Source organism: Amycolatopsis sp. lyj-346, from assembly GCF_046548975.1.
Taxonomy (GTDB): domain Bacteria; phylum Actinomycetota; class Actinomycetes; order Mycobacteriales; family Pseudonocardiaceae; genus Amycolatopsis.
In genome coordinates, this window is the sequence record NZ_JAJPWT010000002.1 from 410,154 (window position 1) to 433,502 (window position 23,349).

The 23,349-nt window shown below is 71.3% G+C and carries 22 protein-coding genes; 12 read left to right on the plus strand and 10 right to left on the minus strand.

Annotation, left to right across the window (positions count from 1 at the left end; all coding sequences use genetic code 11):
• Window positions 1-7: 7 nt before the first annotated feature.
• Genes ACLJQE_RS08200 through ACLJQE_RS08220 form a run of 5 tightly spaced genes read left to right on the plus strand, consistent with a single transcriptional unit; the run spans window position 8 to window position 5,810 of the window.
• A complete protein-coding gene (locus ACLJQE_RS08200; RefSeq protein ID WP_410638521.1) occupies window positions 8-2,473 on the plus strand; it encodes a type I polyketide synthase in 2,466 nt (821 codons plus the stop codon).
• Window positions 2,446-3,300 (plus strand): 3-hydroxyacyl-CoA dehydrogenase family protein, encoded by an 855-nt coding sequence (locus ACLJQE_RS08205; RefSeq protein ID WP_410638523.1) that lies wholly within the window; start codon window positions 2,446-2,448, stop codon window positions 3,298-3,300. The genes ACLJQE_RS08200 and ACLJQE_RS08205 overlap by 28 nt, the downstream gene beginning before the upstream one ends.
• Window positions 3,297-3,593, plus strand: coding sequence for an acyl carrier protein (locus tag ACLJQE_RS08210; RefSeq protein WP_410638525.1), 297 nt, complete (start codon window positions 3,297-3,299; stop codon window positions 3,591-3,593). Before ACLJQE_RS08205 ends, ACLJQE_RS08210 begins: the two co-directional genes overlap by 4 nt.
• Entirely contained in the window at window positions 3,586-4,719 is a 1,134-nt protein-coding gene (locus ACLJQE_RS08215) for an acyl-CoA dehydrogenase family protein (protein WP_410638527.1), read from the plus strand. Before ACLJQE_RS08210 ends, ACLJQE_RS08215 begins: the two co-directional genes overlap by 8 nt.
• Window positions 4,716-5,810 carry an HAD-IIIC family phosphatase gene (locus tag ACLJQE_RS08220; protein ID WP_410638529.1) on the plus strand — a complete coding sequence of 365 codons (1,095 nt, stop codon included), beginning with the start codon at window positions 4,716-4,718 and terminating at the stop codon, window positions 5,808-5,810. Before ACLJQE_RS08215 ends, ACLJQE_RS08220 begins: the two co-directional genes overlap by 4 nt.
• Window positions 5,811-6,050: 240 nt before the next feature.
• On the opposite strand, the gene ACLJQE_RS08225 is transcribed toward ACLJQE_RS08220, so the two are convergent.
• The 6 genes from ACLJQE_RS08225 to ACLJQE_RS08250 form a co-directional block, all read right to left on the minus strand.
• Window positions 6,051-6,731, minus strand: coding sequence for an O-methyltransferase (locus tag ACLJQE_RS08225; RefSeq protein ID WP_410638532.1), 681 nt, complete (start codon window positions 6,729-6,731; stop codon window positions 6,051-6,053).
• 8 nt (window positions 6,732-6,739) lie between these two features.
• Window positions 6,740-7,555 carry a class I SAM-dependent methyltransferase gene (locus tag ACLJQE_RS08230; RefSeq protein ID WP_410638534.1) on the minus strand — a complete coding sequence of 272 codons (816 nt, stop codon included), beginning with the start codon at window positions 7,553-7,555 and terminating at the stop codon, window positions 6,740-6,742.
• Window positions 7,552-9,171: a helix-turn-helix transcriptional regulator gene (locus tag ACLJQE_RS08235; RefSeq protein WP_410638536.1), complete on the minus strand. Its 1,620-nt coding sequence runs from the start codon at window positions 9,169-9,171 to the stop codon at window positions 7,552-7,554. The genes ACLJQE_RS08230 and ACLJQE_RS08235 overlap by 4 nt, the downstream gene beginning before the upstream one ends.
• 507 nt (window positions 9,172-9,678) lie before the next feature.
• Entirely contained in the window at window positions 9,679-11,145 is a 1,467-nt protein-coding gene (locus ACLJQE_RS08240) for an MFS transporter (protein ID WP_410638538.1), read from the minus strand.
• A gap of 259 nt (window positions 11,146-11,404) precedes the next feature.
• A complete protein-coding gene (locus ACLJQE_RS08245) occupies window positions 11,405-13,189 on the minus strand; it encodes a S9 family peptidase (RefSeq protein WP_410638540.1) in 1,785 nt (594 codons plus the stop codon).
• Window positions 13,186-14,511 (minus strand): M20/M25/M40 family metallo-hydrolase, encoded by a 1,326-nt coding sequence (locus ACLJQE_RS08250; RefSeq protein ID WP_410638542.1) that lies wholly within the window; start codon window positions 14,509-14,511, stop codon window positions 13,186-13,188. Before ACLJQE_RS08250 ends, ACLJQE_RS08245 begins: the two co-directional genes overlap by 4 nt.
• An 82-nt stretch (window positions 14,512-14,593) precedes the next feature.
• Here ACLJQE_RS08250 and ACLJQE_RS08255 point away from each other — a divergent pair, with 82 nt between their 5' ends.
• The 4 genes from ACLJQE_RS08255 to ACLJQE_RS08270 all read left to right on the plus strand — a co-directional run bounded on the left by ACLJQE_RS08255 (window position 14,594) and on the right by ACLJQE_RS08270 (window position 17,724).
• Entirely contained in the window at window positions 14,594-15,130 is a 537-nt protein-coding gene (locus ACLJQE_RS08255; protein WP_410638543.1) for an ArsR/SmtB family transcription factor, read from the plus strand.
• 245 nt (window positions 15,131-15,375) lie between these two features.
• Window positions 15,376-16,047, plus strand: coding sequence for an NAD(P)H-binding protein (locus ACLJQE_RS08260; protein ID WP_410638544.1), 672 nt, complete (start codon window positions 15,376-15,378; stop codon window positions 16,045-16,047).
• 49 nt (window positions 16,048-16,096) lie between these two features.
• Window positions 16,097-16,615 (plus strand): flavin reductase family protein, encoded by a 519-nt coding sequence (locus ACLJQE_RS08265; protein ID WP_410638545.1) that lies wholly within the window; start codon window positions 16,097-16,099, stop codon window positions 16,613-16,615.
• Window positions 16,612-17,724, plus strand: a complete 1,113-nt coding sequence (locus ACLJQE_RS08270) for a 3,4-dihydroxy-2-butanone-4-phosphate synthase (protein ID WP_410638546.1) — start codon at window positions 16,612-16,614, stop codon at window positions 17,722-17,724. Before ACLJQE_RS08265 ends, ACLJQE_RS08270 begins: the two co-directional genes overlap by 4 nt.
• A 378-nt stretch (window positions 17,725-18,102) precedes the next feature.
• Here ACLJQE_RS08270 and ACLJQE_RS08275 read toward each other — a convergent pair whose 3' ends face one another.
• Entirely contained in the window at window positions 18,103-18,978 is an 876-nt protein-coding gene (locus ACLJQE_RS08275) for a helix-turn-helix domain-containing protein (protein WP_410638547.1), read from the minus strand.
• 64 nt (window positions 18,979-19,042) lie between these two features.
• Between ACLJQE_RS08275 and ACLJQE_RS08280 the strand changes: the two genes are divergently transcribed.
• Genes ACLJQE_RS08280 through ACLJQE_RS08290 form a run of 3 tightly spaced genes read left to right on the plus strand, consistent with a single transcriptional unit; the run spans window position 19,043 to window position 20,909 of the window.
• Window positions 19,043-19,669 (plus strand): DsbA family protein, encoded by a 627-nt coding sequence (locus tag ACLJQE_RS08280; RefSeq protein ID WP_410638548.1) that lies wholly within the window; start codon window positions 19,043-19,045, stop codon window positions 19,667-19,669.
• Window positions 19,670-19,704: 35 nt separating this feature from the next.
• Entirely contained in the window at window positions 19,705-20,511 is an 807-nt protein-coding gene (locus ACLJQE_RS08285; RefSeq protein ID WP_410638549.1) for an MBL fold metallo-hydrolase, read from the plus strand.
• Window positions 20,502-20,909 carry a nuclear transport factor 2 family protein gene (locus tag ACLJQE_RS08290; RefSeq protein ID WP_410638550.1) on the plus strand — a complete coding sequence of 136 codons (408 nt, stop codon included), beginning with the start codon at window positions 20,502-20,504 and terminating at the stop codon, window positions 20,907-20,909. The genes ACLJQE_RS08285 and ACLJQE_RS08290 overlap by 10 nt, the downstream gene beginning before the upstream one ends.
• Window positions 20,910-20,915: 6 nt before the next feature.
• On the opposite strand, the gene ACLJQE_RS08295 is transcribed toward ACLJQE_RS08290, so the two are convergent.
• The 3 genes from ACLJQE_RS08295 to ACLJQE_RS08305 are packed head-to-tail and all read right to left on the minus strand — an operon-like array spanning window position 20,916 to window position 23,345.
• Window positions 20,916-21,956, minus strand: coding sequence for a hypothetical protein (locus ACLJQE_RS08295; protein WP_410638551.1), 1,041 nt, complete (start codon window positions 21,954-21,956; stop codon window positions 20,916-20,918).
• A 55-nt stretch (window positions 21,957-22,011) separates the two neighbouring features.
• On the minus strand, window positions 22,012-22,455 hold the full coding sequence (locus ACLJQE_RS08300; RefSeq protein WP_410638552.1) for a hypothetical protein: 444 nt from the start codon (window positions 22,453-22,455) through the stop codon (window positions 22,012-22,014).
• 50 nt (window positions 22,456-22,505) lie between these two features.
• Window positions 22,506-23,345, minus strand: coding sequence for a DUF3592 domain-containing protein (locus ACLJQE_RS08305; RefSeq protein ID WP_410638553.1), 840 nt, complete (start codon window positions 23,343-23,345; stop codon window positions 22,506-22,508).
• Window positions 23,346-23,349 lie beyond the last annotated feature (4 nt).

The following is a 23,349-nucleotide window of genomic DNA, read 5'->3' on the forward strand; positions in this document are numbered from 1 at the left end:
GCCTTCGGTGAGTACCGAGACGGAAGACGGGATGGAACCGATCGCGGTGGTCGGGCTCGCCGGGCGGCTGCCGGGCGCGGCCACCATCGACGAGTTCTGGCGCAACCAGCGCGACGGCGTCGAGTCGGTCAGCAGGTTCAGCACCCGGGAGCTGGTCGACGCCGGGTGGCCGGTGGAAATGGTGACCCACCCCGACTACGTGCCGGCGGCCGCGGTCATCCGGGACGCCGACCAGTTCGACGCGGAGTTCTTCGGGTACACCGCGCAACAGGCGGAGATCAGCGACCCGCAGCAGCGGCTCTTCGTCGAGTGCGTCTGGAACGCGCTCGAGGACACCGGGCACGACCCGGCGCGGTTCGACGGCGCCGTCGGTGTCTACGCCGGTTGCTTCGCCAACAAGTACCTGCCGCTGAACCTCTTGGCCAACGAGCGGTTCCGGCGGTCACTGGCGGCGTTCTCCGCGCGCCCGTACAACGACAAGGACTTCCTCGCGACCCGGGCGGCGTACCTGTGCAACCTGCGCGGTCCCGCGATGACCGTGCAGACGGCGTGTTCCACGTCGCTCGTCGCCATCCACCTCGCCTGCCAGGCGCTGCTGGGGCACGAATGCGACATGGCGCTGGCGGGCGCAGTGGCGCTGCCCATCCCGCTGATCGGCGGCTACCCGCAGGTCGCGGGCGGGATCTTCGCCAGCGACGGCCACTGCCGGCCGTTCGACGCCGCCGCCGGCGGGACCATTCCCGGGTACGGCGTCGCGGTCGTGGCGCTCCGCAGGCTGAGCGACGCGCTCGCGGACGGCGACCACATCCGCGCGGTGATCCGGGGTACGGCGGTCAACAACGACGGTTCGACGAAGTTCGGGTTCAGCGCGCCGAACATGCAGGCACAGGCCGAGGTGATCGCCACCGCGCACGCGGTCGCCGGCGTCCCGTCGGAGACCATCGGCTACGTCGAGGCGCACGGCACCGGCACCCCGCTCGGCGACCCGATCGAGGTGGCCGGCCTCACCAAGGCCTTCGACACCCGTGAACGCGGGTTCTGCGCGCTCGGCTCGGCGAAGGCCAACGTCGGTCACCTGGACGCCGCCGCCGGGGCGGTGGGTTTCGCCCGGGCGGTGCTGGCGCTGGAACACGAGGAGATCCCGCCCAGCATCAACTTCGCCACGCCCAACCCGGCGCTGGCGCTGGACCGCACTCCGTTCTACGTGCCGACCACCGCCCGTTCCTGGGCCCGGGGCGCGACGCCGCGCCGGGCCGGCGTCAGCGCCTTCGGGGTCGGCGGCACCAACGCGCACGTGGTGCTGGAGGAGGCGCCGGTGCGGCAGAACACCGCGCCGCCCGCACGCGGGACGCAGGTGATCGTGCTGTCCGCGCGGACCGGGAAGGCGCTGGCGGACGCCGCCGCAAACCTCGCCGGCCACCTGGATCGGCACGACGAAGTCGACATCGCCGACGTCGCCTACACCCTGCAGGCCGGCCGGGCCGCGTTCCCGCTCCGCCGTCACCTGGTGTGCCACGACCGGACCGAGGCGGTCGCCGCTCTCCGGGCATTGGCGCGGACCACGGACGTCGCCGGCGGGGCGAAGGCCCGGCAGGTGATCTTCATGTTCCCGGGCAGCGCCTCGTACCGGCCGGGCGCCGCGGCGGAGATCTACCGCAGCGAGCCGGTTTTCGCCGAGCAGGTGGACCACTGCGCCGAACTGGTGCGGCCGTTGCTCGGGTACGACGTTCGCCCGTTGCTCTTCTCGTCCGCCCAGAACGGTGACGGGCGGGGTGTTCCGGCTGCGGTCTTCATCCTGCAGTGGGCCCTCGCGCGGTTGTGGCAGTCGTGGGGTGTCGAACCCGCCGCGATGATCGGCGTGGGCGACGGCGAGTACGTGGCGGCCTGCCTGGCCGGCGTGATCGGCCTGGCGGACGCCCTCGACGTCACCATCGCCCGTGCGGACCTCGGCGCCCGCGCGGCGGAGTTCGCCGACCGGGTGGCGCGCTACGAGCTCAAGCCGCCGGAGGTGCCCTACCTCTCCGACGTGACCGGCACCTGGATCAGCCCCGAAGAGGCCGTGGAGCCGGTCCACTGGGCCCGCGGCCCGCGCGAGCCCTCCCGGTTCGCCGACGGCCTGCGGGAGCTGGCCGGCGAGCCCGGCCGGATCCTGCTCGAGGTGGGGCCGGGCAGCACGCTGACCGAAGCCGTCGCGCGGCAGGAGATCGCGGGGCTGGTGGCGCTGTCCGCGCTGCCGGCCGCGGCCGCGGGCCGATCCGACCTGGCCCACCTGCTCGACACCGTCGGCAGGCTGTGGCAGTCCACTGTGGAAATCGACTGGGATGCCCTGCACGGCACGTCGCGACCGCGGCGAGTGTCACTGCCGGGCTACCCCTTCCAGCGGCGCCGGTACTGGCTCGGGCCCGACTCCGGCAGCTACCAGCCACTGGGCCTGGAGGAGGCGTCATGGACGAGCCGTTCGTTGCCATCGTAGGTGCGGGTGTCATGGGCACCGGGATCTCGACGCTCGTCGTCGGGCACGGCCTGCCGGTCGTGCTGGTGGACGTCGACGAGGGCGTGCTCGAGCGCGCCCGCGCGGCGTCCGCCACCGGGCTGCGGCACGCACAGCTGACGGGGGCGCTGCCGCCCGGCTGTGTCCCGGGGAAGCTGCACACGACACTTTCGCTGAGCGACACCGCGGACGCGATCGCGGTCATCGAGGCGGTCACCGAGCTGCCCGAGAAGAAGGCGGAAGTGCTCGCCGGCATCTCGGCGCTGGTCCGGCCCGGGACTCCCCTGATTTCCAACACGTCCGGCATTCCCATCGACGAAATGGCGGCGTGGGTGCCCCGCCCGGAAGACCTCATCGGAACGCACTTCATGAATCCCGCGTACCTGATCGCGATGGTCGAGGTGATCCGCGGCCCGAAGACCGCGGACAAGACCGTCGAGTCGGTGCTCTCGCTGCTGACCCGGATCGGACGGCGGCCGGTGGTGGTCAACGACGCACCCGGTTTCGTGACGAGCCGGCTCCTGCACCCGATGATCAACGACGCGGCACAGGTGGTCGGCGAAGGCACCGCCAGCGTCGAGGAGGTGGACACCCTGATGCAGGGCTGCCTCGGTCATCCGACGGGTCCGCTGCGCACCGCGGACCTGATCGGCATCGACAACCTCGTCGACGCGCTGAACGCACTGCACGCCCGGACCGGGGACGAGCGGTGCCGCCCCAGCAAGGTTCTCCTGGAAAAGGTCCGGCGAGGTGAACTCGGCCGGAAAAGCGGCCGCGGCTTCTACGTCTACAGTGAGGCAAAGTCATGAACTCGGAACAGCAAACCGCCAAGGCACCCTTCGACACGGACGTCGTCATCGACGAGATCAGCAGCTTCGTGGCCGAGCAGACCGGGACCCGGCCCGAGGTGGACCAGGATCTCTTCGCCACCGGGCTGGCCAACTCCATGTTCGCCATGCAGCTGGTCGTGTTCCTGGAACAGGCCTACTCCGTGACGGTGGCCGGGCCGGACCTGCAGCTGTCCAACTTCCTCACGGTCAAGAGCATGGCCGCGCTCACCAGCCGGCTCCAGGCGGAGTCCGCCGCAGACTTCGATGTCTGACGGGCTTACCCCCGGCCACGCGGACACCTGGCGCTTCGTCGAGGAGAACGCCGGCGCCTGGGACATCGCGGGCGAGATCCCGCGCACCGTCCTGAGTGGACTCGGGTCCGCCGGCGTTCTCTGCGCGGAAGTGGGGAAACCCTACGGCGGGCTCGGCCTGCGCAGCCTGGAGAGCGGGGAACTCACCGCGTACGCCGGGAGCCTGTGCAGTTCCGTGCGCAGTGTGATGACCTCACAAGGGATGGCGGCCTGGACGATCCAGCGCCTGGGCACCCGCGAACAGCGGGCCGTCTTCCTGCCGCAGCTGACCGGCGGCCGGCTCGCGGCCGTCGCCTTCAGCGAACCCGACGCCGGCAGCGACCTGGGTGCGATGACCACCGAACTGCGGTTCGACGGAGACACGGTGGTCCTCGACGGCAGCAAGACCTGGATCACCGCCGCGGCCTACGCCGACCTGATCGTCGTCATCGGGAAGGCCGGGGAGAACGCGGCGGCGGTCGTCGTCCCGGCGGACGCCGAGGGGGTGCGGATCGAGAAGATCCCGCACCCGCTCGGCTGCCGCGCGGCCGGACACGCGCACGTCCGGCTGGACGGCGTGCGGGTGCCGGCCGCGAACGTCCTCGGCGGCACGGGGCTGTCGCTGCCGTTCCTGGTGACGACGGCACTGTCCTACGGCCGGATGTCGGTGGCGTGGGGCTGCGCCGGCATCCTGCGCGGCTGTCTCCGCGCGGTGACCGGGCACGCCGGTTCGCGGCGGCAGTTCGGCAAACCGATCGCGGAGCACCAGCTGGTTTCCCGGATGGTCGCCGACCTCTACGCCGCGGAGCAGGTCGCCACCGCGGTGTGCCGGCGCGCCGGCGAGTGCTGGGAGTCGGGCTCGCCGGACCAGGTGATCGCCACGGTCCTGGCGAAACACGTGAGCGCGACCGAGGCCGTGCGCGGTTCCGCGTCGGCCGTGCAGATCATGGCCTCGGCGGGCGCGTCGGACGGCCACGTGGTCGCCCGCGCCTACCGGGACGCCAAGTTGATGGAGATCATCGAGGGCAGCAGCGAGATTTGCCGGCTCGAACTCGCCAGGCACGCCCTCGCCACCGGGAACGGCACCGCACGGCAGGAGGCGCAGTGAGCGAATCGTTGGCAACCGGCAAACCGGTCACCACCGTCAAGTGCGTCGTCTGGGACCTGGACAACACACTGTGGAAGGGCACTCTCCTCGAGGGGGACGACGTGGTCATCGACGACGGCGTCCGCGAGACGATCGTGGCGCTCGACTCCCGCGGCATCCTGCAGGCCGTCGCCAGCAAGAACGACCACGGCCCCGCCTGGGAGCGCCTCGAAGCCCTCGGTGTCGCCGAGTACTTCGTGGCGGCCAGGATCGGGTGGGGCCCGAAGTCGTCGTCGGTGCGGGAGATCGCCGACGAGCTGAAGTTCGCCCACCACACGATCGCCTTCGTCGACGACCAGCCGGCGGAACGGGCGGAGGTGGGGTACCACCTGCCGGAGGTGCGCTGCTACCCGGCCGAGTCGATTCCCGGGTTGCTGGCGCTGCCCGAGTACACCCCGGCGACGGTGACGGTCGACTCACGCCGCCGCCGCGAGATGTACCAGGCGAACGTGCGGCGCCAGGCCGAGCAGGAGTCGTTCGACGGGCCGTCGGAGGAGTTCCTGCGCTCGCTGGACCTCGTGATGGAGATCAGCCGAGCCACGGCCGGCGACCTGTCCCGGATGGAGGAGCTGACCCTCCGGACGAGCCAGATGAACGCGACCGGTGTCCACTACTCCGACGCCGACCTGCGCGCGCTCCTGGACGACGCCCGCCACGAGGTTCTCGCGGTGACGATGAGCGACCGCTTCGGCTCGCACGGCGCGGTCGGCGTCGTGCTGCTGGAAACCGGGCCGGCGGTGTGGCACCTGAAGCTCCTGGCCACCTCGTGCCGGGTCGTTTCGTTCGGAGCCGGCGCCACGGTCCTGAACTGGCTGGTCGACGAGGCGGCGACGGCCGGCGCCCACCTGGTCGCGGACTTCCGGCCGACCGCCCGGAACCGGATCATGGAGGTCGCCTACCGGTTCGCCGGGTTCAGCGACGAGCACTGTGCCTGTGTTGCCGGACTGCCGCAGTCGGAAAGCGCGGAGACCCAACGACTGCACATCACCCCGGCGCCGAGACCGGCGCCCGGCACCATGCAGCTCACCGCTGTCCGGCTGGCCACGACCTGACCGCCGGTTGGCCCGAAATGGCCCTTCTCCTCGCCACCGCGAGGGGAAGGGCCATTTCCTTTCGGGCGGATCACTCCCGGGCCAGGAGGTTGCCAGGCCTGTACCCCGTCGGTGAAGTGGACCGTTCCGGACGTGGTGCTGTTGCCGTAGGCCATCCGGAGCTCGGTTCAGGGAATGGGAGAAGTCACGACAGCAGGCACGACTTTGCCGGCACCCCCGGTGCGGGGGTGCCGGCAACAGTCAGTTCACGGGTGCGGGAGCTTTCTTCCGGGCGAGGGTGATTCCGTCGGCCATCGTCAGCATCGAGACGTCCACCCGCGGATCGTCGCGCAGTGACGCGTTGAGCGCCCGGACCCCGGCGGTGTCCGGGTCCCGGCTGGCCGGGTCGACCACCCGGCCGAAGAAGAGCGTGTTGTCGATGACGATCAGCCCTTCCGGCCGCACGAGGCCGAGTGCGGCCTCGTAGTACGTCCCGTAGTTGGCTTTGTCCGCGTCGATGAACACCAGGTCGAAACTCTCGCCGCCGCGCTCGTCCGCGAGGCCGGCGAGCGTCTTCGTCGCGGCACCGATGCGCACCTCGATGCGTTCGGCGACGCCGGCGCGCTGCCAGTAGTCGGCGCCGATCGCCGGCCAGCGGCCGTCGACGTCGAGGGTGACGACCGTGCCGCCCGGCGGCAGCGCCCGCGCCATGCACAACGTGCTGTAGCCGGTGAAGGTGCCGATCTCCAGCACCGAGGTGGCACCGGACAAGCTCACGAGGAGGGCCAGCAGCTGGCCCTCCTCGGCCATGACCTGCATGGCCGTGCCGCCCGGCAACCCCGCGGTCACCGCACGGAGCTCGGCCAGGATCGGGTCCTCCCGCAGGGACACACTGCGGACGTACTCGTGGATTTCCGGTGTGGCCACGATCTGATCAGCCATGCCGCGGCTCACTTCCTCGCGACGCAGGCGAACGACAGCGGGATCGGGTCACCCGCGATCCGCCAGTTGTGGTCGCCGTCGGACTCCATCAACGGGAGCCGCTGCCGCGCGTCGTAGGGAACTTCGCGGAGGTGCTCGATGGTCAGGCCGGCGGCGATGAGCGAATTCACCACTTCCTCCACGGTCCACCGCCAGCCGTAGATGGAGTGCTTCTCCACCTCCACCGCGTCGTCGATCTTGTCCGCGTAGCTCTTGTCCATCTCGTGGTGCACCTGCCGGGACTGGAACAGCGAGCGGGTCACCCGCAGTTCCCCGTCGACGGCGTCGAACAGGTTGAGGATCGGGTGGATCTCCACGATCGTGAGGGTGCCGCCCGGCTTGACGAACTGCGCCGCCACCTCGGCCCAGCGGGGGATGTCGGGCAGGAACGAGAGGGTGCCGTAGCCGGTGAACACCATGTCGAACTGCCCGTCGAGCACCTGGGGCAGGTCGTAGAGGTTCGCCTGGACGAACTTCGCGTCGAGGTCCAGCTCCTCGGCGAGCCCGCTCGCGATGTCGATCGCCTCGTCCGAGATGTCGGTGCCGGTCACCTTCGCGCCCATACGGGCGAGCGAGAGCGAGTTGACGCCGATGTGGCACTGCAGTTCCAGCAGGGACCGGCCGCTGACGTCGCCCAGCTCCTCCCGTTCCAGCCTGCGCAGCATGTTGTGCCCCTGCTTGAACCGTTCCACGTCGTAGTACGACGATTGCAGGTGCGCCCGCGCTCGCAGGTTGAAGCCTTCTTGGTTGGCCGAGATCTTGTCCAGGTCGCTCATCGCGGTCATCGGTGGTGGTTCCCTTCGGCGTGGATGGGTGGTTGTGGACGGTCGACGGCGACCAGCGGGGCCAGCTCGCGGCGGCTGGTCACCCCGAGCTTCTGGTAGGCCCGGCCCAGGTAGTTGTCGACGGTGCGGGCGGACAGTCCCAGCCGGTGCCCGATGGCGGGGCTGGTGAACCCGCCGGCGGCCAGCAGCGCGACGTCCCGCTCGCGCCGGGTGAGCTCGGCCAGCGGGGCGGTGAGCCGCAACAGCGGGGTGGCCGCGTCCGGACGCGCGAGGCCGCCGGGGCGCGTGGCCGTGTGCCGCAGTGCGGCCGCGGCGGTGGCGGTCTCCGCGGCGAACAGGTGCATCCCGAGTTCGGTGAACTTCGCCGTGGCGACGTCCAAGGCCGCGGAGTCGGACCGGGCCAGCGCGGCCGCGGCGCCGGCCATGGCCGGCACGACCGGCCCTTGCACCACGTCGGCGAGCTCGGCGAGGCGATGCCGCACGGCGTTCGGATTGCCGAGGCGGGACACGTCGTACCGGGCCAGTGCTTCGACGGCGTACTGCCCCGAGGCCATGGCGATGTCGGCCGCGGAGCGCGCCTGCCGGGCGGCGAGCGTGGTGTCCCCGCCGGCCGCGGTGGTCCACGCCTGGCTCAGGGTCAGCCACGGGACGAACAGGCGGCTCCCGGGTGCCCGGTCGGCGAGCTGCCGGGTCTGCTCGGCGCCGGCCTGGTCGCCGGACATGGCGCGGGCCACGGCGAGCTCGGCCAGGCACGGTGCCAGCAAGAGGCCCGAGCTGCCGCCGTCGAGCAGGCGCGAAGCGGTCTCCAGATCGGCGATGGCGGCGGCCAGCTCGCCGCGCGCCTTGGCGACCTGGCCGCGCAGGGCGAGCCAGCCGCCGGCCACCGCGATGTTCCCGGCGGCCATCGCCTCCCGGTACCCGTCCCCGGCCATCCGGTGGGCGTGGCGCACCCGGCCGGCCATCAGCAACGCGAAGCAGTGCGCGTAGCCGATCTCGGCGGACCGCGACCGGCTCGCGCCGGGCCGGTCCGCGGCCGCCAGCGCCTGGTCGAACCGGCCGGCCAGGCTGGCGGCGACGACCACGGTGGCCACCGCCGGCCGGATCGCCTCGCCGGGCGCGTGCCGGTCGCGCAGCACGTTCTCCCCCGCGGCCAGTGCCGCGCGGGTGCTGCCGTCCAGCAGCAGCAAGCCGGCCCGGTGGGCCTCGGCCACCGGGCTGCCGACGTCGCCCAGCACCCGGTACGCGGCCTCGACGTCGCCCGCTCCCCAGTACTTGATGGCCGCCGCGGTCACCGCCCAGCGGGTGCGGCGGGCGAGGGGCGCGTTGCTCGACGGCTGGTGCGGCAGCACCTCGTCCGCGTACTCGTACAGGCCCCGCCGCACCAGCACTTCGGCCGCGAGCTGGTCGGCCGCGTTGCCGCCACCGTGGAGGCGCTGGGCCGACGTCGCCACGGCCTTGGCCAGGTCCAGGTGCACCTTGACCAGCACCCGCTGTGCTTCGGGGAGCAGCCGGGGCCGCCGCGGGACCGTGTCGAGGGAAACCGGGTCGAGGGAACCGGCCGGCAGGACCACGGCCGAGCAGGGCGCCCGCACGTCGCCGACCTCCGGACCCGCCATCACAGGACCCGTCCGGACGAGGGGGCCTTGCGGGTGGACACCGGGAAGCGCGCATTGCCCACTACCGGCGAAGCTGTTTTCACAAATTGGCATTCGGCGTGTTCATTTTGCCTTGACAATTGACTGCACAACAAAGAACTCCCCCAGTGTGTCGTCAGGAACGTTCGCGCTGAGCCCGCTGTCCAGAATGCACGACCGACAGCATCAGAATGGATAACTCAAGGTTTGATCAACGAACCCCCCAGGGTCCTGTCAACCTTCGAACCGTTTTCCAGCATAGACAGCAATTGTGCGCATTGTCAACCAATTGTCCGCTTCGACCACCCTCCGGACGCATCCCCTAGACCATTTCGGTCAGCCGAGCGATTTGCGCACGGTTCCCTGGGTATCCACCGGCTGATCTTGATCTTTCCGCCGTATACCCGCGCCAATAAACAAAGGTGATTCCACCCCGCGCGTGCCGCACGAGGTGGAATCACCTTTGTCTTATATGTCTGATTTTCCGGGTCAGACGGCGGGGTTCATGTCGACCTGCTTCTCGGGCTCGGCGGCCGGAGCCGCCGGGGTCCGCCTGAAGTTCAGCGCGACCAGCACGATGAGCACGATGCCGGCCACGGTGACCCACATGGTGGTGCGCAGACCGTCGGCGGTGGCGGCACGCAGCGCCTCACCGGCCAGCCCGTCGTGACCGGAGTTGAAGACCGCCACCAGGACGGCGAGGCCGACCGCGGCGCCGACCTGCTGGCCGGTCGAGGCGATGCCCGAGGCGATGCCCTGCTCCTCTTCCGCGACCCCGGTGGTCGCCGCCGCGTACATCGCGGTGAACACGGTGCCCTGACCGATGCTGAGGACGAAGACCCCCGGCACCAGCGCCAGGTACGAACCGGTCGCCGAGATGGTGACCGCGAAGGCCACGGTTCCGACGGCACCGGTGAGGAGCGCGACGATCAGCGTGGTGCGCACCCCCAACCGGGTGGCCAGCTTCCCGCCGGACAGGTTGCCGATGAGCACCCCCACGCAGGGTACGAGGAACGCCAGACCGCTGAGCGTTGCGGAGTAGCCGAGCACGGCCTGGAAGTAGACGGTGTAGAAGTAGGGCAGCGCACCGAACGTCCCCATGAACACGAAGACGACGACGGTGCCGGTGCTCAGGTTGCGGTTGCGGAACAGGCGAAGCGGCAACAGCGGGTCGCGGCCGCGGCCCTCGATGGTGAAGAACACGCCGAGCACGGCCACCGCGATGGCCGCGGTGAGCAGGATCGTCGGCGAAGTCCAGCCCGACACCGGTCCCTGGACGAGGGTGAACACCAGCAGCGTCGCACCCACGGTCGCGGTCAGCGCACCGGGCAGGTCGAACTTGCGCCGGACGATCCCCTGGTCGGTGTCCTTCGGGATGATGAGGAAGGTGAGCAGCATGGCACCACCGGCGAGCGGGACGTTGGCGAAGAAGATCGACGCCCAGCCGAAGGCGCCCGTCAGCACGCCACCGAGCAGCGAACCGAGAATCATGCCGCTGCCACCGGCCCCGCCCCAGATCGCCAGCGCGCGGTTGCGCTCGGGACCTTCCGCGAAGGTGGTGGTGACCAGCGAAAGCGTTGCGGGAGCGAGGAAAGCGCCACCGATACCCTGCACCGCACGCGCGACGATCAGGACCACCGGGTCGTCCGCGAGCCCTCCGGCGAGCGAGGAAGCCGCGTACAGGAACAGGCCGAAAGCGAACATCCGGCGGCGTCCGAACAGGTCCGCCGCACGGCCGCCGAGCAGCAGGAAGCCACCGAAGGCGACGGCATAGGCGCTGACCACCCACTGGAGGGTGTGCGCGGAGAAGCCGACGCCGGTACCGATGTCGGGCAGGGCCACGAAAACGATGCTGTAGTCGATGGCGTAAATGCACTGGGCAAAAGCCAGCAGGGCCAGGATCCAGCCGAGGCGTCGGCGGGACGGCGTCTCGACGCCGGCGACTGCAGGAGGCATTTTGTGTGCCTATCCTTTCTGAGTGTGGTTTCTTCGGGCCGAGCTGGTCGACGAAATTTTCGGGCAGCGTGAAATCACGGTTTTGTCCTCAATGGACAGCGAATGATCGAGAACCAGAAGGGAAACCGCGACATTGCGGACCCACGGGGTGACGCCGGCGTCCGGCGAGCCGGGACAGCGCGGTGCCGAGAGTAATCTTCTCACTACCACAGGCGCTGGCGCCAGCTATTTAGTGAATGTGTGACTCCCTCGGTTGTATTCAGGGTGAACTGGCGGCGTTCGACAGCTGTTCGACATCGGCGGGACGCGGCTCGAGATAACCGCGGAACCACTGCTCGACCGCGGCGTCGAGTTCGTCCCATTCAGCTCGGTCATCCGGGAGATGACCGCGGGAAAGGCGGATGAACCGCACGGTCTTGCCCAGCCCGGTCAGCGTCGCGTACAGCTGCTCGGTGCCGTTGATGACGACCGTGGTGTCGTTTTCCGCATGAGCCAGCAGCAGCGGCGCCCGGATGGCCGCCGCGTGGGTCAGCGGGCTCGTCGCCTTCAGCCGCGCCAGGTCCTCGGGGTCGTCGACGTCCCCGATCCACTCCACGACCCGCCGGCTCCACGTCGGCGGCAGGGCCCGGACGTCCTCTTCGAGGTCGGCCGGCCCGCAGATCGCGACCCCGGCCCGCCAGTACTCCGGCAGCCTCGTCAGGCAGCTCAGCGCCGCGAACCCGCCGTAGGAAATCCCGTAGACACCGAGCCGGTCGCCGTCCACCCAGTCCAGGCTTCGGAGAAAACCCGCGGCCGCCTCGAAATCGGCCAGGTCGCCGCCGCCCCAGTCGCGGTAGATCAGCCGCTGGTAGGCCAGCCCCCGTCCGGTCGACCCCCGCACGTTGGGCGTCAGCACGGCGATTCCGGCGCGCACCAGACGCTGGGTCAGCGGGTCGTGGACCGGCAGCGCGGCCCACTCCGGCCCGCCGTGGATGCTCAGCACCGCGGGCACGGGACCCGCCGTCGAACGCGGGCGGTACAGCAGCCCGGAGATCGCCGTCCCGTCCCGCCCGGTGAACCAGACCGTCTGCGGCGCGACGAGGTCGTCCGGCAGTGCGTCGCTGAAGCCGGTGAGCAGGCGCCTCTCCCCGGAGGCCGGGTCCACCAGCAGGAACTCGGTCGCCCGGTCGCCGGCGCCGACCTGGACGAGCAGCCGGTCTCCGGCGAATCGCGGCACGTAGCCGTCGTAGCCGAACGGCTGGGAGGCGAATCCGGGCAGTTCGATCGCGGTCTCGGCCGTACACAGGATCGTGCACTGGTCCTGCGGCAGCGCCCAGAAGACCTGCGGACCCACGATCACGTTCTCCACGTCGGCGTCCGGCGTGGCGATCCACTTCAGCGGCCGGCCGGGGACCAGCAGAGCGACCCCGAGGAAGTCGCGGCCCTCGGTGGTGCACAGGTAAATCCCGTCCTCGTTCCACCCCCCCGGCTGGTACTTCGCCGGACCGTCGTGCGGGGTGAGGTGCCGGACCTCGCCGGTCTCGAGGTCGCAGGCGTAGAGGTCCTGGTCGGTGTTCTGGTGGAACTTGAGGACGAGCAGGTACCGGGAGTCCGGTGAGAAGAACATGGGCACATACCGGTCGTCACCCTCCAGGACCATCTTGGACTCACCGGTCGCCAGGTCCCGCACGTAGACGTCCAGACAGGTGACGTCACGCGCGCTGGTCGCGTAGGCGAGCAGGCGGCCGTCCGGGCTGTACGGCTGGCTCACACTCGAATACGGCACGCCGATTTCGCGCCGGACACCGGGTTCCGCCGCGATCCACTCCACCTCGCCGGACACCGGATCGAGTTCGGCCAGCCGGTAGTCCTGGCCGCCGGTCACGTCCGCCACGACCAGGAGGCGTGACTCGTCGGGCCGCCACGCCAGCCGGGTGACCGCACCGTCGATCGGGAACATCCGCCGCTCCCCCGCCCAGGTCTGGAACCACGGCTGCGGCCGGCCGGATTCGTCGCCGACGTAGGCGAAGCCGTCCTTCGCGGGCCAAGCACCCCAGACGCTCATGAGTGCGCCGCCAGCGCGAGCTGGATCGTCGCCGCGGCAACGATCCCCCGGTGGAACAGGTCGAGGTCGAGGTTCTCGTTGGGGGCGTGGTTGGCCTCGTCGGCGTTGGCCAGCGGCACGCCGTAACACGGACAGGCGAGCCCCTCGCTGAGCACGGCGATCGGCAGGCTCCCGCCGAGCGACGGAACCAGCAGCGGCCGTTGCCCGAGCGCGTCTTCGACCGCCTGGAGAATCGTGCCCGTGTACGGCGTTTCGGGCAGTGTGCTGGACGGGGCCACCGCCGCGTCGGGCACGAACTCGACATCGGGAGCGTACTTCGCGACGTGCCGCCGGATGGCTTCGGCGACCTGGGCCGGCGTCTGGCCGGCGACCAGCCGGGCCTCGCACCGGGCGATGGCGACGTCCGGGATCACCGCGCGGTGGTCGCCGGAATCCTCGCAGCTCAACGAGTTCACGGTCAGCGTGGGCACGGCCAGGCGTTCGTGGAAGCCCAGCCCGGCCGGTGGTTCCATACCGGTCGCCCCGATCCCTTCGAGCGTTCCGGCCACGTCCACCGGGAGATCCGCCAGTGCGGCGCGCTGGCCATCGCTCAACGGCGCGACGTCGTCGGCGAACCCGGGCACGGTCACGGTCCCGTCCGCCGTCCGCATGGTGGCCAGCAGCTGGACCAGCGCCCACGCCGGGTTCGGTGCGACGCCACCCCAGTGTCCCGAGTGCAGCGGCCGGTTCGCGCCCCGCGCCCGCAGTTCGAACATCAGGATCCCGCGCATGCCGAGGACCACGCACGCCCGGCCCGAGTCGTGCACCGGCCCGTCGCTCCAGACGACCAGATCGGGCTGCCCGACCTGGCTCACGGCCGCGGCCAGGTTGGGGCTGCCGATCTCTTCTTCGCCGTCGAGCAACACCGTGACACGACAGGGAAAGCCGCCGGTCAGGTCCCGCAGGGCCCGCAGCCCCAGCAGTTGCGCGAGGTTCTGCCCCTTGTTGTCGCCCGTGCCCCGCCCGTACATCCGGCCGTCACGGATCGACGGCACGAACGGCGGCGTCGTCCACAGCTCGAGCGGCCCGGCCGGCTGCACGTCGTAGTGGCCGTAGATCAGCACGTGCGGCCCCGGCCCGTCCGCCGTCCCGATCAGCGCGGGCCAGCCACCGGTCTCGGCTTCGCGCGCCTCCAGGCCCGACGCGCGGAGCAGCCCGAGACCGTGGTCCGCGGCCTCCGCCATGCCTTCGCCGGTCCGGCTCACGCTCGGCCGGGAGATCCAGTCCGCCAGCTCACCGACCAGATCCCGGTCGTCAACCCACTCCCGGAGCTGCTCGATCACCGGACCTCCAACTGATTGCACAGAATGATATCGATAACAGTCAAGCAAACCGATGGCGGCTTGGCAAGGTACAGTGCGGGGCGTGGAAGCGACTGTCGAAGAACTCAAGGCGCTCGGACACCCGGTCCGCTGGCGCATCCTGCGGCTGTGCCTGGACCGCGCGTTGACCAACAAGCAGCTGTCGGTCGAACTTGATCTTTCTCCGGCAACCACGCTGCGCCACATCCGCGCCCTGGTGAAGACGAACTTCCTGGTCGCCGAGCCGGTTTGCACCGGCGAGAACGGCGCACTGCAGCGGCCCTACCGCGCCACCGCACGCACCTGGGGCCTGACGATCATGCCCGACGACTCGGGCCTGGCCCAGCAGGTCGACCTGGCCGTGCTCGGCGCCCACCGCGCCGAGCTGATCGCCGCGGGCAAGGACTCCGGCCGTGGCGCCAAGCGGGGCGTCCTGCGGTTGCGGCCCGAGTCCGTCGAGTCGCTCCACCGCCGGATCCAGGAACTGATCGCCGAGTACACCGACGAACCCGATGGCGAGCCGCTCAGCTATCTGTGGTCGCTCGCCGCGCAGGCCCAGCTCGACCTCGACCCCCGCGACAATGACGCCGACCCCGATTGACCGAAAGGTGCGACCGGTGGTTGACTAATTTCGTCCGCCACCGGACGAAGATCACTTGCGATCGCTTCGGTGTCGTCCGTCCGCTGATCACTTGTCACGGCACAGCTTTTGGGGCAGCTGCTCGTAACCGAATCCGACGCGCGGGGTCAACGAGGATTCCCGTCGGCGGCGGCGTTTCGTGCCGGGCTCCACCGTTCCACCGCCTCGCTCGAAGACTGCCAGCAATGGGGAGAAAAGGAAATCGGATGAAGATTGTCATCGCCGGGGGCCACGGCAAGATCGCCCTGCGGCTGACCCGGCAGCTCGCCGGGCGCGGCGACTCCGTCGTGGGCATCGTGCGCAACCCCCGCCACGTCGGCGACGTCGAACGAGCCGGCGGGGAAGCCGTGGTGCTCGATCTCGAGCACGCCACAGTGGACGAAGTGGCCGCGACCCTCGCCGGCGCGGACGTTGCCGTCTTCTCGGCGGGCTCGGGCAACGCCGCCACCGCCGCCCGCCGGGACCGGATGGACCGGGCCGCCGTCGTGCTGGTCATGGACGCGGCGGAACAGGCAGGCGTGCGCCGGTTCCTGCACGTCAGCTCGATCAACGTGGGCTGCGCCGACGACCGCGGCATCGGTGAGGGGTACGCCGTCTACCTGCGCGCCAAGCGCGCCGCCGAAGAGCACATCTTCGAGCGCGACAAGCTCGATTGGACGGTCCTGCGGCCCGGCGTGCTCACCGACGGCGACGGCGACGGCACCGTCAAGCTCACCGCCGGGGACCGGATCGGGCCGAAGCGCGCCAGGTTCGACCAGGTCGCCAGGGAAGACGTCGCCGCGGTACTCGTGGCGCTCATCGACCGGCCCGACACCGCCGGCCGCATCTACGTGGTGGTCGGCGGCAAGACCCCCATCGAGAAGGCGATCGACGTGTAGCGCAGAGGTGACGACGATCTGCCACGCAGCCGAGCCTGGGGAGGCTTCCGTGATCATCGTCCCATCGACCGAAGACCGTGCGACGGTCCTGCGCCAGGCCTTCGCCTGCTTTCCCAGCGGGGTGACGGCGATGTGCGCGGTGTCCGGCGGCGAACCGGCCGGGATGGCCGTCAGCTCGTTCACCTCGGTGTCCTTGGACCCCGCACTGTTGTCGGTGTGCGTGCAGAACACCTCGGCCACCTGGCCGAAGCTGCGGGCGTCCCCGCGGCTCGGGCTCAGTGTCCTGGCCGAGCACCAGACCGCGGCGGGCCGGCGGCTGGCCATGAAGACCGGCGACCGGTTCGCCGGGCTGGAATGGCAGACGAGCGATGACGGCGCGCTCTTCGTCCTCGGTGCCTCCGCCTGGTTCGACTGTGCGATCCAGGCGGAGGTGCCGGCCGGCGACCACACCGTCGTGCTGCTGGCGGTCCACGGGGTGCACGCGAACCCCGACGTCCCGCCGCTGGTCTTCCACGGCAGCCGGTTCCGCCGCCTGGAGAACGACGAGCTCGCCGTGGGAACGTCATGAGCCTCCGGCTCACCCCCGCCCGAGCGGCGACCGAGTCCCCGATCGACCGGGCACTCGCCGCCGTGACCGCAGGCGAACCGGTCGTGCTCGTCGACGACCACGCACCGGAACCGGCCGGTTTCCTCGTGGCCGCCGCGGAATCCGTCACCACCCGGGTGACCGCCTTCCTGGTCCGCCACTCGTCCGGGCTGCTGTGCGTCTCCCTCCCCGGTTCGGAGTGCGACCGGCTGGGGCTGCCCCCGATGTCCGCCGCCGGCCACGCGCCGCCGCGGTTCGAAGCGTGCGTCACGGTGGACGCGGCGACCGGCATCACCACGGGAATCTCGGCTCACGACCGGGCTCGCACCGCGGCCTTGCTGGCGAGCGCGGACTCGTCCGGAAGCGATTTCACCCGTCCCGGTCACCTGATTCCGGTGCGCCACGCCGCCGGTGGCGTGCTCCGGCGCCGGGGGGTGGCCGAAGCCGCGGCAGACCTGGCCCGGGCGGCCGGAAGACGCCCGGCGGCCCTCTTCGCCGCGATGGTCGGGCTCAGCCGGCCCACCGAGCTCGCCGCCCCGGCCGAGCTCACCGGGTTCGCCGGGGCCCACGGCCTCGCCGTGGTGTCGCTCGGCGACCTGATCGCCCACCGGTTGAGCCTCGACCCCCTCGTGACGCGGCGCGCCACCACCGGGTGGCCCGCACGCACGGACACGATGCACGCGATCGGTTACGCCGGCGCGTTCGACGGAGCGGAACACCTCGCCCTGGTCACCGGCACCCCGGCCGGAGCCGACGACGTTCCGGTGTACGTCCACCGCGAGTGCCCGGCCGGCGACGTGCCCGGATGGCCGCGCTGCGAGTGCCGGCGCCGGCTGGACTCCGCCTTGACGACCATCACGGCCGAGGGGTGCGGCATCGTCGTGTACCTGAAGCCGGGGAGCCGCCCGGAAGAACCTTCGGCACCGGCCCGGCTCGCCGAAGAGCAACTGCTCTCCTCCGTCGCGGCGAACATCGTCCAGGACCTGGGCGCGCGATCGGTCCGCTTGCCGGCCGGCCAGGAACCGCACCGGACCGCGTTCCGGCGCCGGGGTTTGCCGGCCCGCGTCCACTGGTTCGACCTGACTCCCTGAAGGCAGCGGCAGGCCACGAGCCCGCCGGTTCCGGGAACGGTTTTCGCCGACGCCGGAAACCGTTCCCGGGCGTTCGCGGCAGCTCCACCGCTCCCTCCTGCGCGTACAGCGCGGCACCGCCCGGTGCGGCGCGGGCCCGTCCGCCCCGGCAGGCTCCAAGCGCCCCAATGTGGCCTTCGGTGCGTCCAACGCACCCAAGGTGGCCTTCGGTGCGTCCAACGCACCCAAGGTGGCCTTGGGGCGCTCGCGGTCGACGAGCCTGCTCGTGATCGACGGTACGAGAAGGCGCCACCAGGTCGGGCTGCCTCCGTTCGGGTGGGCCGGTGGCTGCTTCCGCGGCGGAGAACCGGAAGAACGGCGTCCACGAGACCCGGCGCCTCAGCTTTGTGGCCTGACGCGGTCCCGGAAGCTCGCCGGTGTCGTGCCCGTGCGGTACAGGAAGTACTTGGAGAAGTTGGACGGGTCGTCGAAGCCGAGGTGTTCGGCGGTGCGGGCGATCGTGTCGTGCCCGTGGGCGAGGAGGCGCTTGGCTTCGAGCACGACGCGTTCGTCGATGAGCTGCTTGGCGGACAGGCCGGTGTTGTCGCGGGCCAGGCGGTTGAGGGTGCGGGTCGAGTAGCCCAGGCGGGCGGCGTAGTCGGCGACCTTGTGGCGGGTGCGGAAGTTCGCCTCGAGCTCGTCGCGGAACCAGAGGAACGCCTGGTGCGTCGGCGGGCGGTGGCCGCTGCCTTCCTTTCCGGCCAGGACGAGCAGGAGCAGGGCCGCGGCGAGGGCGCGGGCCAGTGCGGCGTCGCGGAGGCCCGCGCCCGGCGGGGCCGCGGGGGTGGCCAGTGCGGCGTCGAGGGCGGCGGCCGCCGGGGTGCCCGCGATCGTGGCGGCGGTCCAGTGGTTCGGGGTGGCGACTTCCGCGGCCCGGATCAGCTCCCGGGTACCGCTGTCGATCGCGGCCGGGGCGATCAGGAAGACCTGGCCCTCGATGCCTTCGATGGCGCCCCACTGCTGCACCTGCCCGGCTCGCACCCAGACGACGTCGCCGGGTCCGAGCGGGTAGCCGGTGAAGTCGACGGTGTGCACGGCGCTGCCCGCCTCGAGCCGGATCAGCAGGTCGAAGCCGAGGCGCTGCGGGGCGACGAACTCGTGCGGACCGCCGCGGGCCCGCATGCGCGCGAGCGAGGTGAGCTCGATCTCCCCGATCACGCCGGGCGGTGGGGCATACCGGACAGACCGGATGTTGCCCCGCGGCGGATGTCCCATTTTTACCATGGTACGTCCGGCCACGACCGTGAAAAGCGCAGGTCCGCTTCCTAGGCTGAGAACCATGAAAGCGAGATTGACCTACGTGTTCGACGCCTACTGTGGCTGGTGCCACGGCTTCGGCCCGGCGATCCGCGAGTTCGCCGCCGCGAACTCCGGGCGGATCGACCTCGAAGTCGTCAGCGGCGGCCTGTTCACCGGGGCCCGGGTCGCGCCGATCGGCACCATGCCGTACGTGGCCGGCGCCAACGCGCGCATCGCCGAGCTGACCGGGGCCGAGTTCGGGCCCGGTTACCGCGCCCTCGTCGCCGACGGCCGCTTCGAGATGGACTCCACGGCGGCGGCCGCCGGGTTCGCCGCGCTGCGCGCCGCCGCGCCCGGGCAGGCGCTGGACGCCGCGGAAGCCATGCAGCGGGCGTTCTACGTCGACGGGCTGAGCCTGTCCGAGGCTTCGACCTACCGGCACATCGCCGGACTGCTGGGCCTGGCCGCCGACGCGGTGCTGACCGCGTTCACCGCCCGCACCGGGGCGGCCCAGGACTTCACCCGCGCCGCCCGGCTGGGCGTCACCTCCTACCCGACGCTGCTGCTGCACACCGGGACCGGCGTGCTGCGGCTGGGCGGCCCGGCGGCCACGGCCACGCAGCTGACCGCCGCCCTCGACCGCCACCTCGCCCCCGTTTCTCACTGACACTGCCCGCTGACACGCGAAAGCAGGACCTGACCATGAGTTCCCTGAGCTACCGCGTCATCGACGCCGCCGACACCTCGCTGCACAAGACCAGTGTGCTGGTCACCGGCGAGACCGAGGCCGTCGTCGTGGACGCGGCCTTCACCCGGGCCGACGGGCACCGGATCGCCGCCGCGCTGCTCGACTCCGGCAAGCGGCTGACCACCGTGCTGATCACCGCCGGCGACCCGGACTTCTACTTCGGCGCCGAGGTCATCGCCGACGCCTTCCCCGAAGCGGCGTTCCTCGCGCCGGCCGACGTCATCGAGCACATCCGCGAGACCTACGAGAAGAAGCTGGCCGCGTGGGCGCACCTCGGCGCCAACCTGCCGACCCGGCTGGTCGACATCGCGCCGCTGACCACGCCGTCGGTCACCGTGGACGGGGTCGAGCTCGAAGTGCGCCGTGCCGGCACGGCTCTGGGCGACCGCGCCTGGTACGTCTTCGAGCCGGGCGAACGCGCCCTGCTCGGGGGCGTGCTCCTGTTCGAGGGCCTCCACGTCTGGACCGCCGACGCCGCGAGCACCGGGCAGCGCGCGGAATGGCTCCGCGTCCTCGACGAACTCGAAGCGCTCGACCCTGCCTTCGTCGCCGCCGGTCACCGCGTGGCGGGGGCGCCCACCGACCCGACCGCGATCCGGTACACCCGCGAATACCTGCGGTTCTTCGAGAAGACCGTCACGGACGCGGCCGACGCCGCGGCGGCCGAGGAAAGCCTGCTGGCCGCCTACCCGGACGCCGGGCTGAAGATCGCCGCGTCGCTCGGCACCAAGGTCGCGAAGGGCGAAATGACATGGGGCTGACCGACGACACCACGCCCGCCGCCGTCGTCCGGCGGCAGTACCTCGCCTCCGCCGCGGGCGACCTCGCCGCGCTGCGGGCGACCCTGGCCCCGGACGTCGAGTGGACGGAGATGGCCGGGTTCCCGCTCGCCGGCACCTACCGCACCCCGGAGGGCGTGACGAGCGGGGTCATGGAGAAGCTGGCGCAGGACTGGGACGGCTGGGCGGCCCACGACGACACCTACGTCGTCGACGGTGAGAACGTCGTCGTGCTGGCCCGCTACACCGCGACCCACCAGGCGACCGGCCGCGCGTTGAACGTCCGGGTGGCCCACCACTTCACGGTGCGCGGCGGGCTGATCGTCCGGTTCGAACAGTTCACCGACACCGCACTGGTCCGGGACGCGGCCACCGCCTGAAGGCGATCACCCCGGCGGCAGGGCCACCGAAGCACTGCCGCCGGGCCCGGTCACGGTCGCTCGGACCGTGAGCGCGGCCGGCAGCCGGACGATCGTGACCTGCCAGGTCCGCGGCGAGCCGACGTCGTGGGTGCCGGTGGCCCGGGCGACCAGGTCCGGGATGCGGTCGGCGGGCACCTCGCGCAGGTCGAACCGCGGGACGGCGGAATCGGCGGGCGCGAAGACCACCGAAAGCCGGTGTTCCTCGACGACGGCGGTGAGCACCTGCGAACCGTCCACCCCGCCGGCCAGAGCGTCGATGGCCCGGCGCAGCGCCCCCGCGTCCAGCAAGGACTGCTCCGGCCCGACGGTGATCGTCGCGGCGCCCGAGGCGGACGTCACCGTGGTGGACGACGACTCTGTCGACGAGGCCGGCTGTTCGGCGACCGACTCCGGGCTGAACAGCTCGGCGCGGAACAGGCCGAGGACGGCGGCCGCGCCGAGCAGCAGCCCGAGGAACACGACCACGGAGAACCCGCACCCCTCCGCCGGCCGCTGGACCAAAGTGGACCCCGGCGCGAACTGGACGGCCGTCTCCGCCGCCCGGCGCGCCCACTCCTCCGCCGGGTGCGGCACGACTTCGGTCCGCCACGGCTGCTCCGGTGGGTACTCGACGACGAGGACGTCACCCACCCGGTAGCGCGGGAGGTTGACCAGGTTGACGTGGTGGGTGGCCTCGACGCGGAACGACGGCGCGGCCTCGGGCGCGACCGTCAGGACCAAGGTGAGCGGGACGTCCCCGGTCTCGGTGCCGCCGGCACGCAGGCTCTCGATCCTCGCGAGGGCGACGCGGGGAACGACCGCCGCCTCGCGGGCGCGGCGCGGTATGCCGGCGACGTAGAGCAGGAGACCGTAGCCGAGCGGAAGTCCCACGCACGCCAGGAACACCGGCACGCTCTCGATGACGACACCGGTGACGCCCGCGCACAGGGCCGCTCCGACGACGCCGCCGGTGAGGAATCCGCGCGCGAGGGCGACCGGGCCGAGGTGGGTGGGCGCAGCTGACATGGACGTGCTCCGGATTCTCGAAGGGAGTGCCGGGGACCCGGCCGATGGCTTCGGGTCAGGTCCGCTTGCGGCTCGCGATCACGTCGGCGAGCTGCCGCACGTGGGCGGGGTCCGCGTCCCGGGCAAGGGCGACGTAGTGGTCCATGACGGCCGGCCGGTAGCGCACGGGCAACGTCCGTCCCGGGGCGAGCCGGGTGAGCTCGGTGATCGTGAGGTTTTCGTCCGCGATACCGCGGAACGAGAGGCCGTCGGCGGTCTCCACGTCGAACATCAGGACCACGCGTGGACTGCCGTCGCTGCTGACCTCCCGCCAGTCGACGAGAACGCCGAGCGCAAGCACCCCCGTACGCAGTTCCGCATTGCGCTTCCAGGCATCCCGGCTCAGGAGCGGGTTCGGGGCGACGCCCGGGAAGCCGGGTCCGACGCCGAGCGATTCCCGGCTCAGGTCGGGCCTGAGCTGCGCCATCAGATCGTCGAGGTTCTTCTTCCAACCGAACATCCTGACTCCTGTCCGTGCACCTGAACCCCTGTTTGTTTGCCGGACCCGCCCTAGCCGAACGGCGGACCGGGGAACGCCGCCGCCGGATCCGGTTCCACCAGCACCGCTTCCGGGTCCCGGGGGTCGTAGCGGACCAGCACCGACGAGCCGCGGGCCGGAGCCTGGAACAGCGGCGTGATCATCGTCGTCACCACCGTGCGCTCCCCCGTCTCCGCCGGGAACCGGACGTGGACGACGAACCGCGGGTGCCCCATGACCCAGACGTCGGTGAACTCCACGTGCGTCACGTGGCCGGTCACCTGGCGGCCGGTTTGCCTCAGTGCCTCGGCGCGGTCGTCCGCCTCCGCCTCGGTGAGGAAGGACCGCAGCATCATCACGATCAGCACCAGCGCCACCAAAGCGGCCACCGACGGCACCAGGTACGGCTCGTAGTAGACGACCCAGTCCACATCGGACCACGGCACGGCTTTGCCGTCGGCCTGGGACGGCAGCCGCTGCCCCACCGACTCCGGCGGGGTCCACGACGGGATCGCCACGCCGGAGCCGAGCGCCACGCCCAGTGCCGTGCTCAGCGAGCTCGCCCGGAAGCCGAGCCCGAGGTGGGACAACGACAGGCTGCCGTCCCACAGCATCGCGAAGCCGAGCGACGACGCCACCGTGATCGCGGCGCTGAAGAACAGCACGAGCGAAACCGCCGGGCCCGCGTCGGCCCCCCACGCGTCGACGCGGTTCAGCGACATCAGCCGGAAACCGTCCAGCAGCCCGAGCGCCCCGGACCAGCCCACCGCCGCCCAGGCGAGCGTCGTGGGCACCCCGAGCAGCCACAGCCGCCGTCCCCGGCGGACCGGCCGCCGATCGCCCGGCAGGCCGAGGTCGAAAGCCCCGAACACCGTG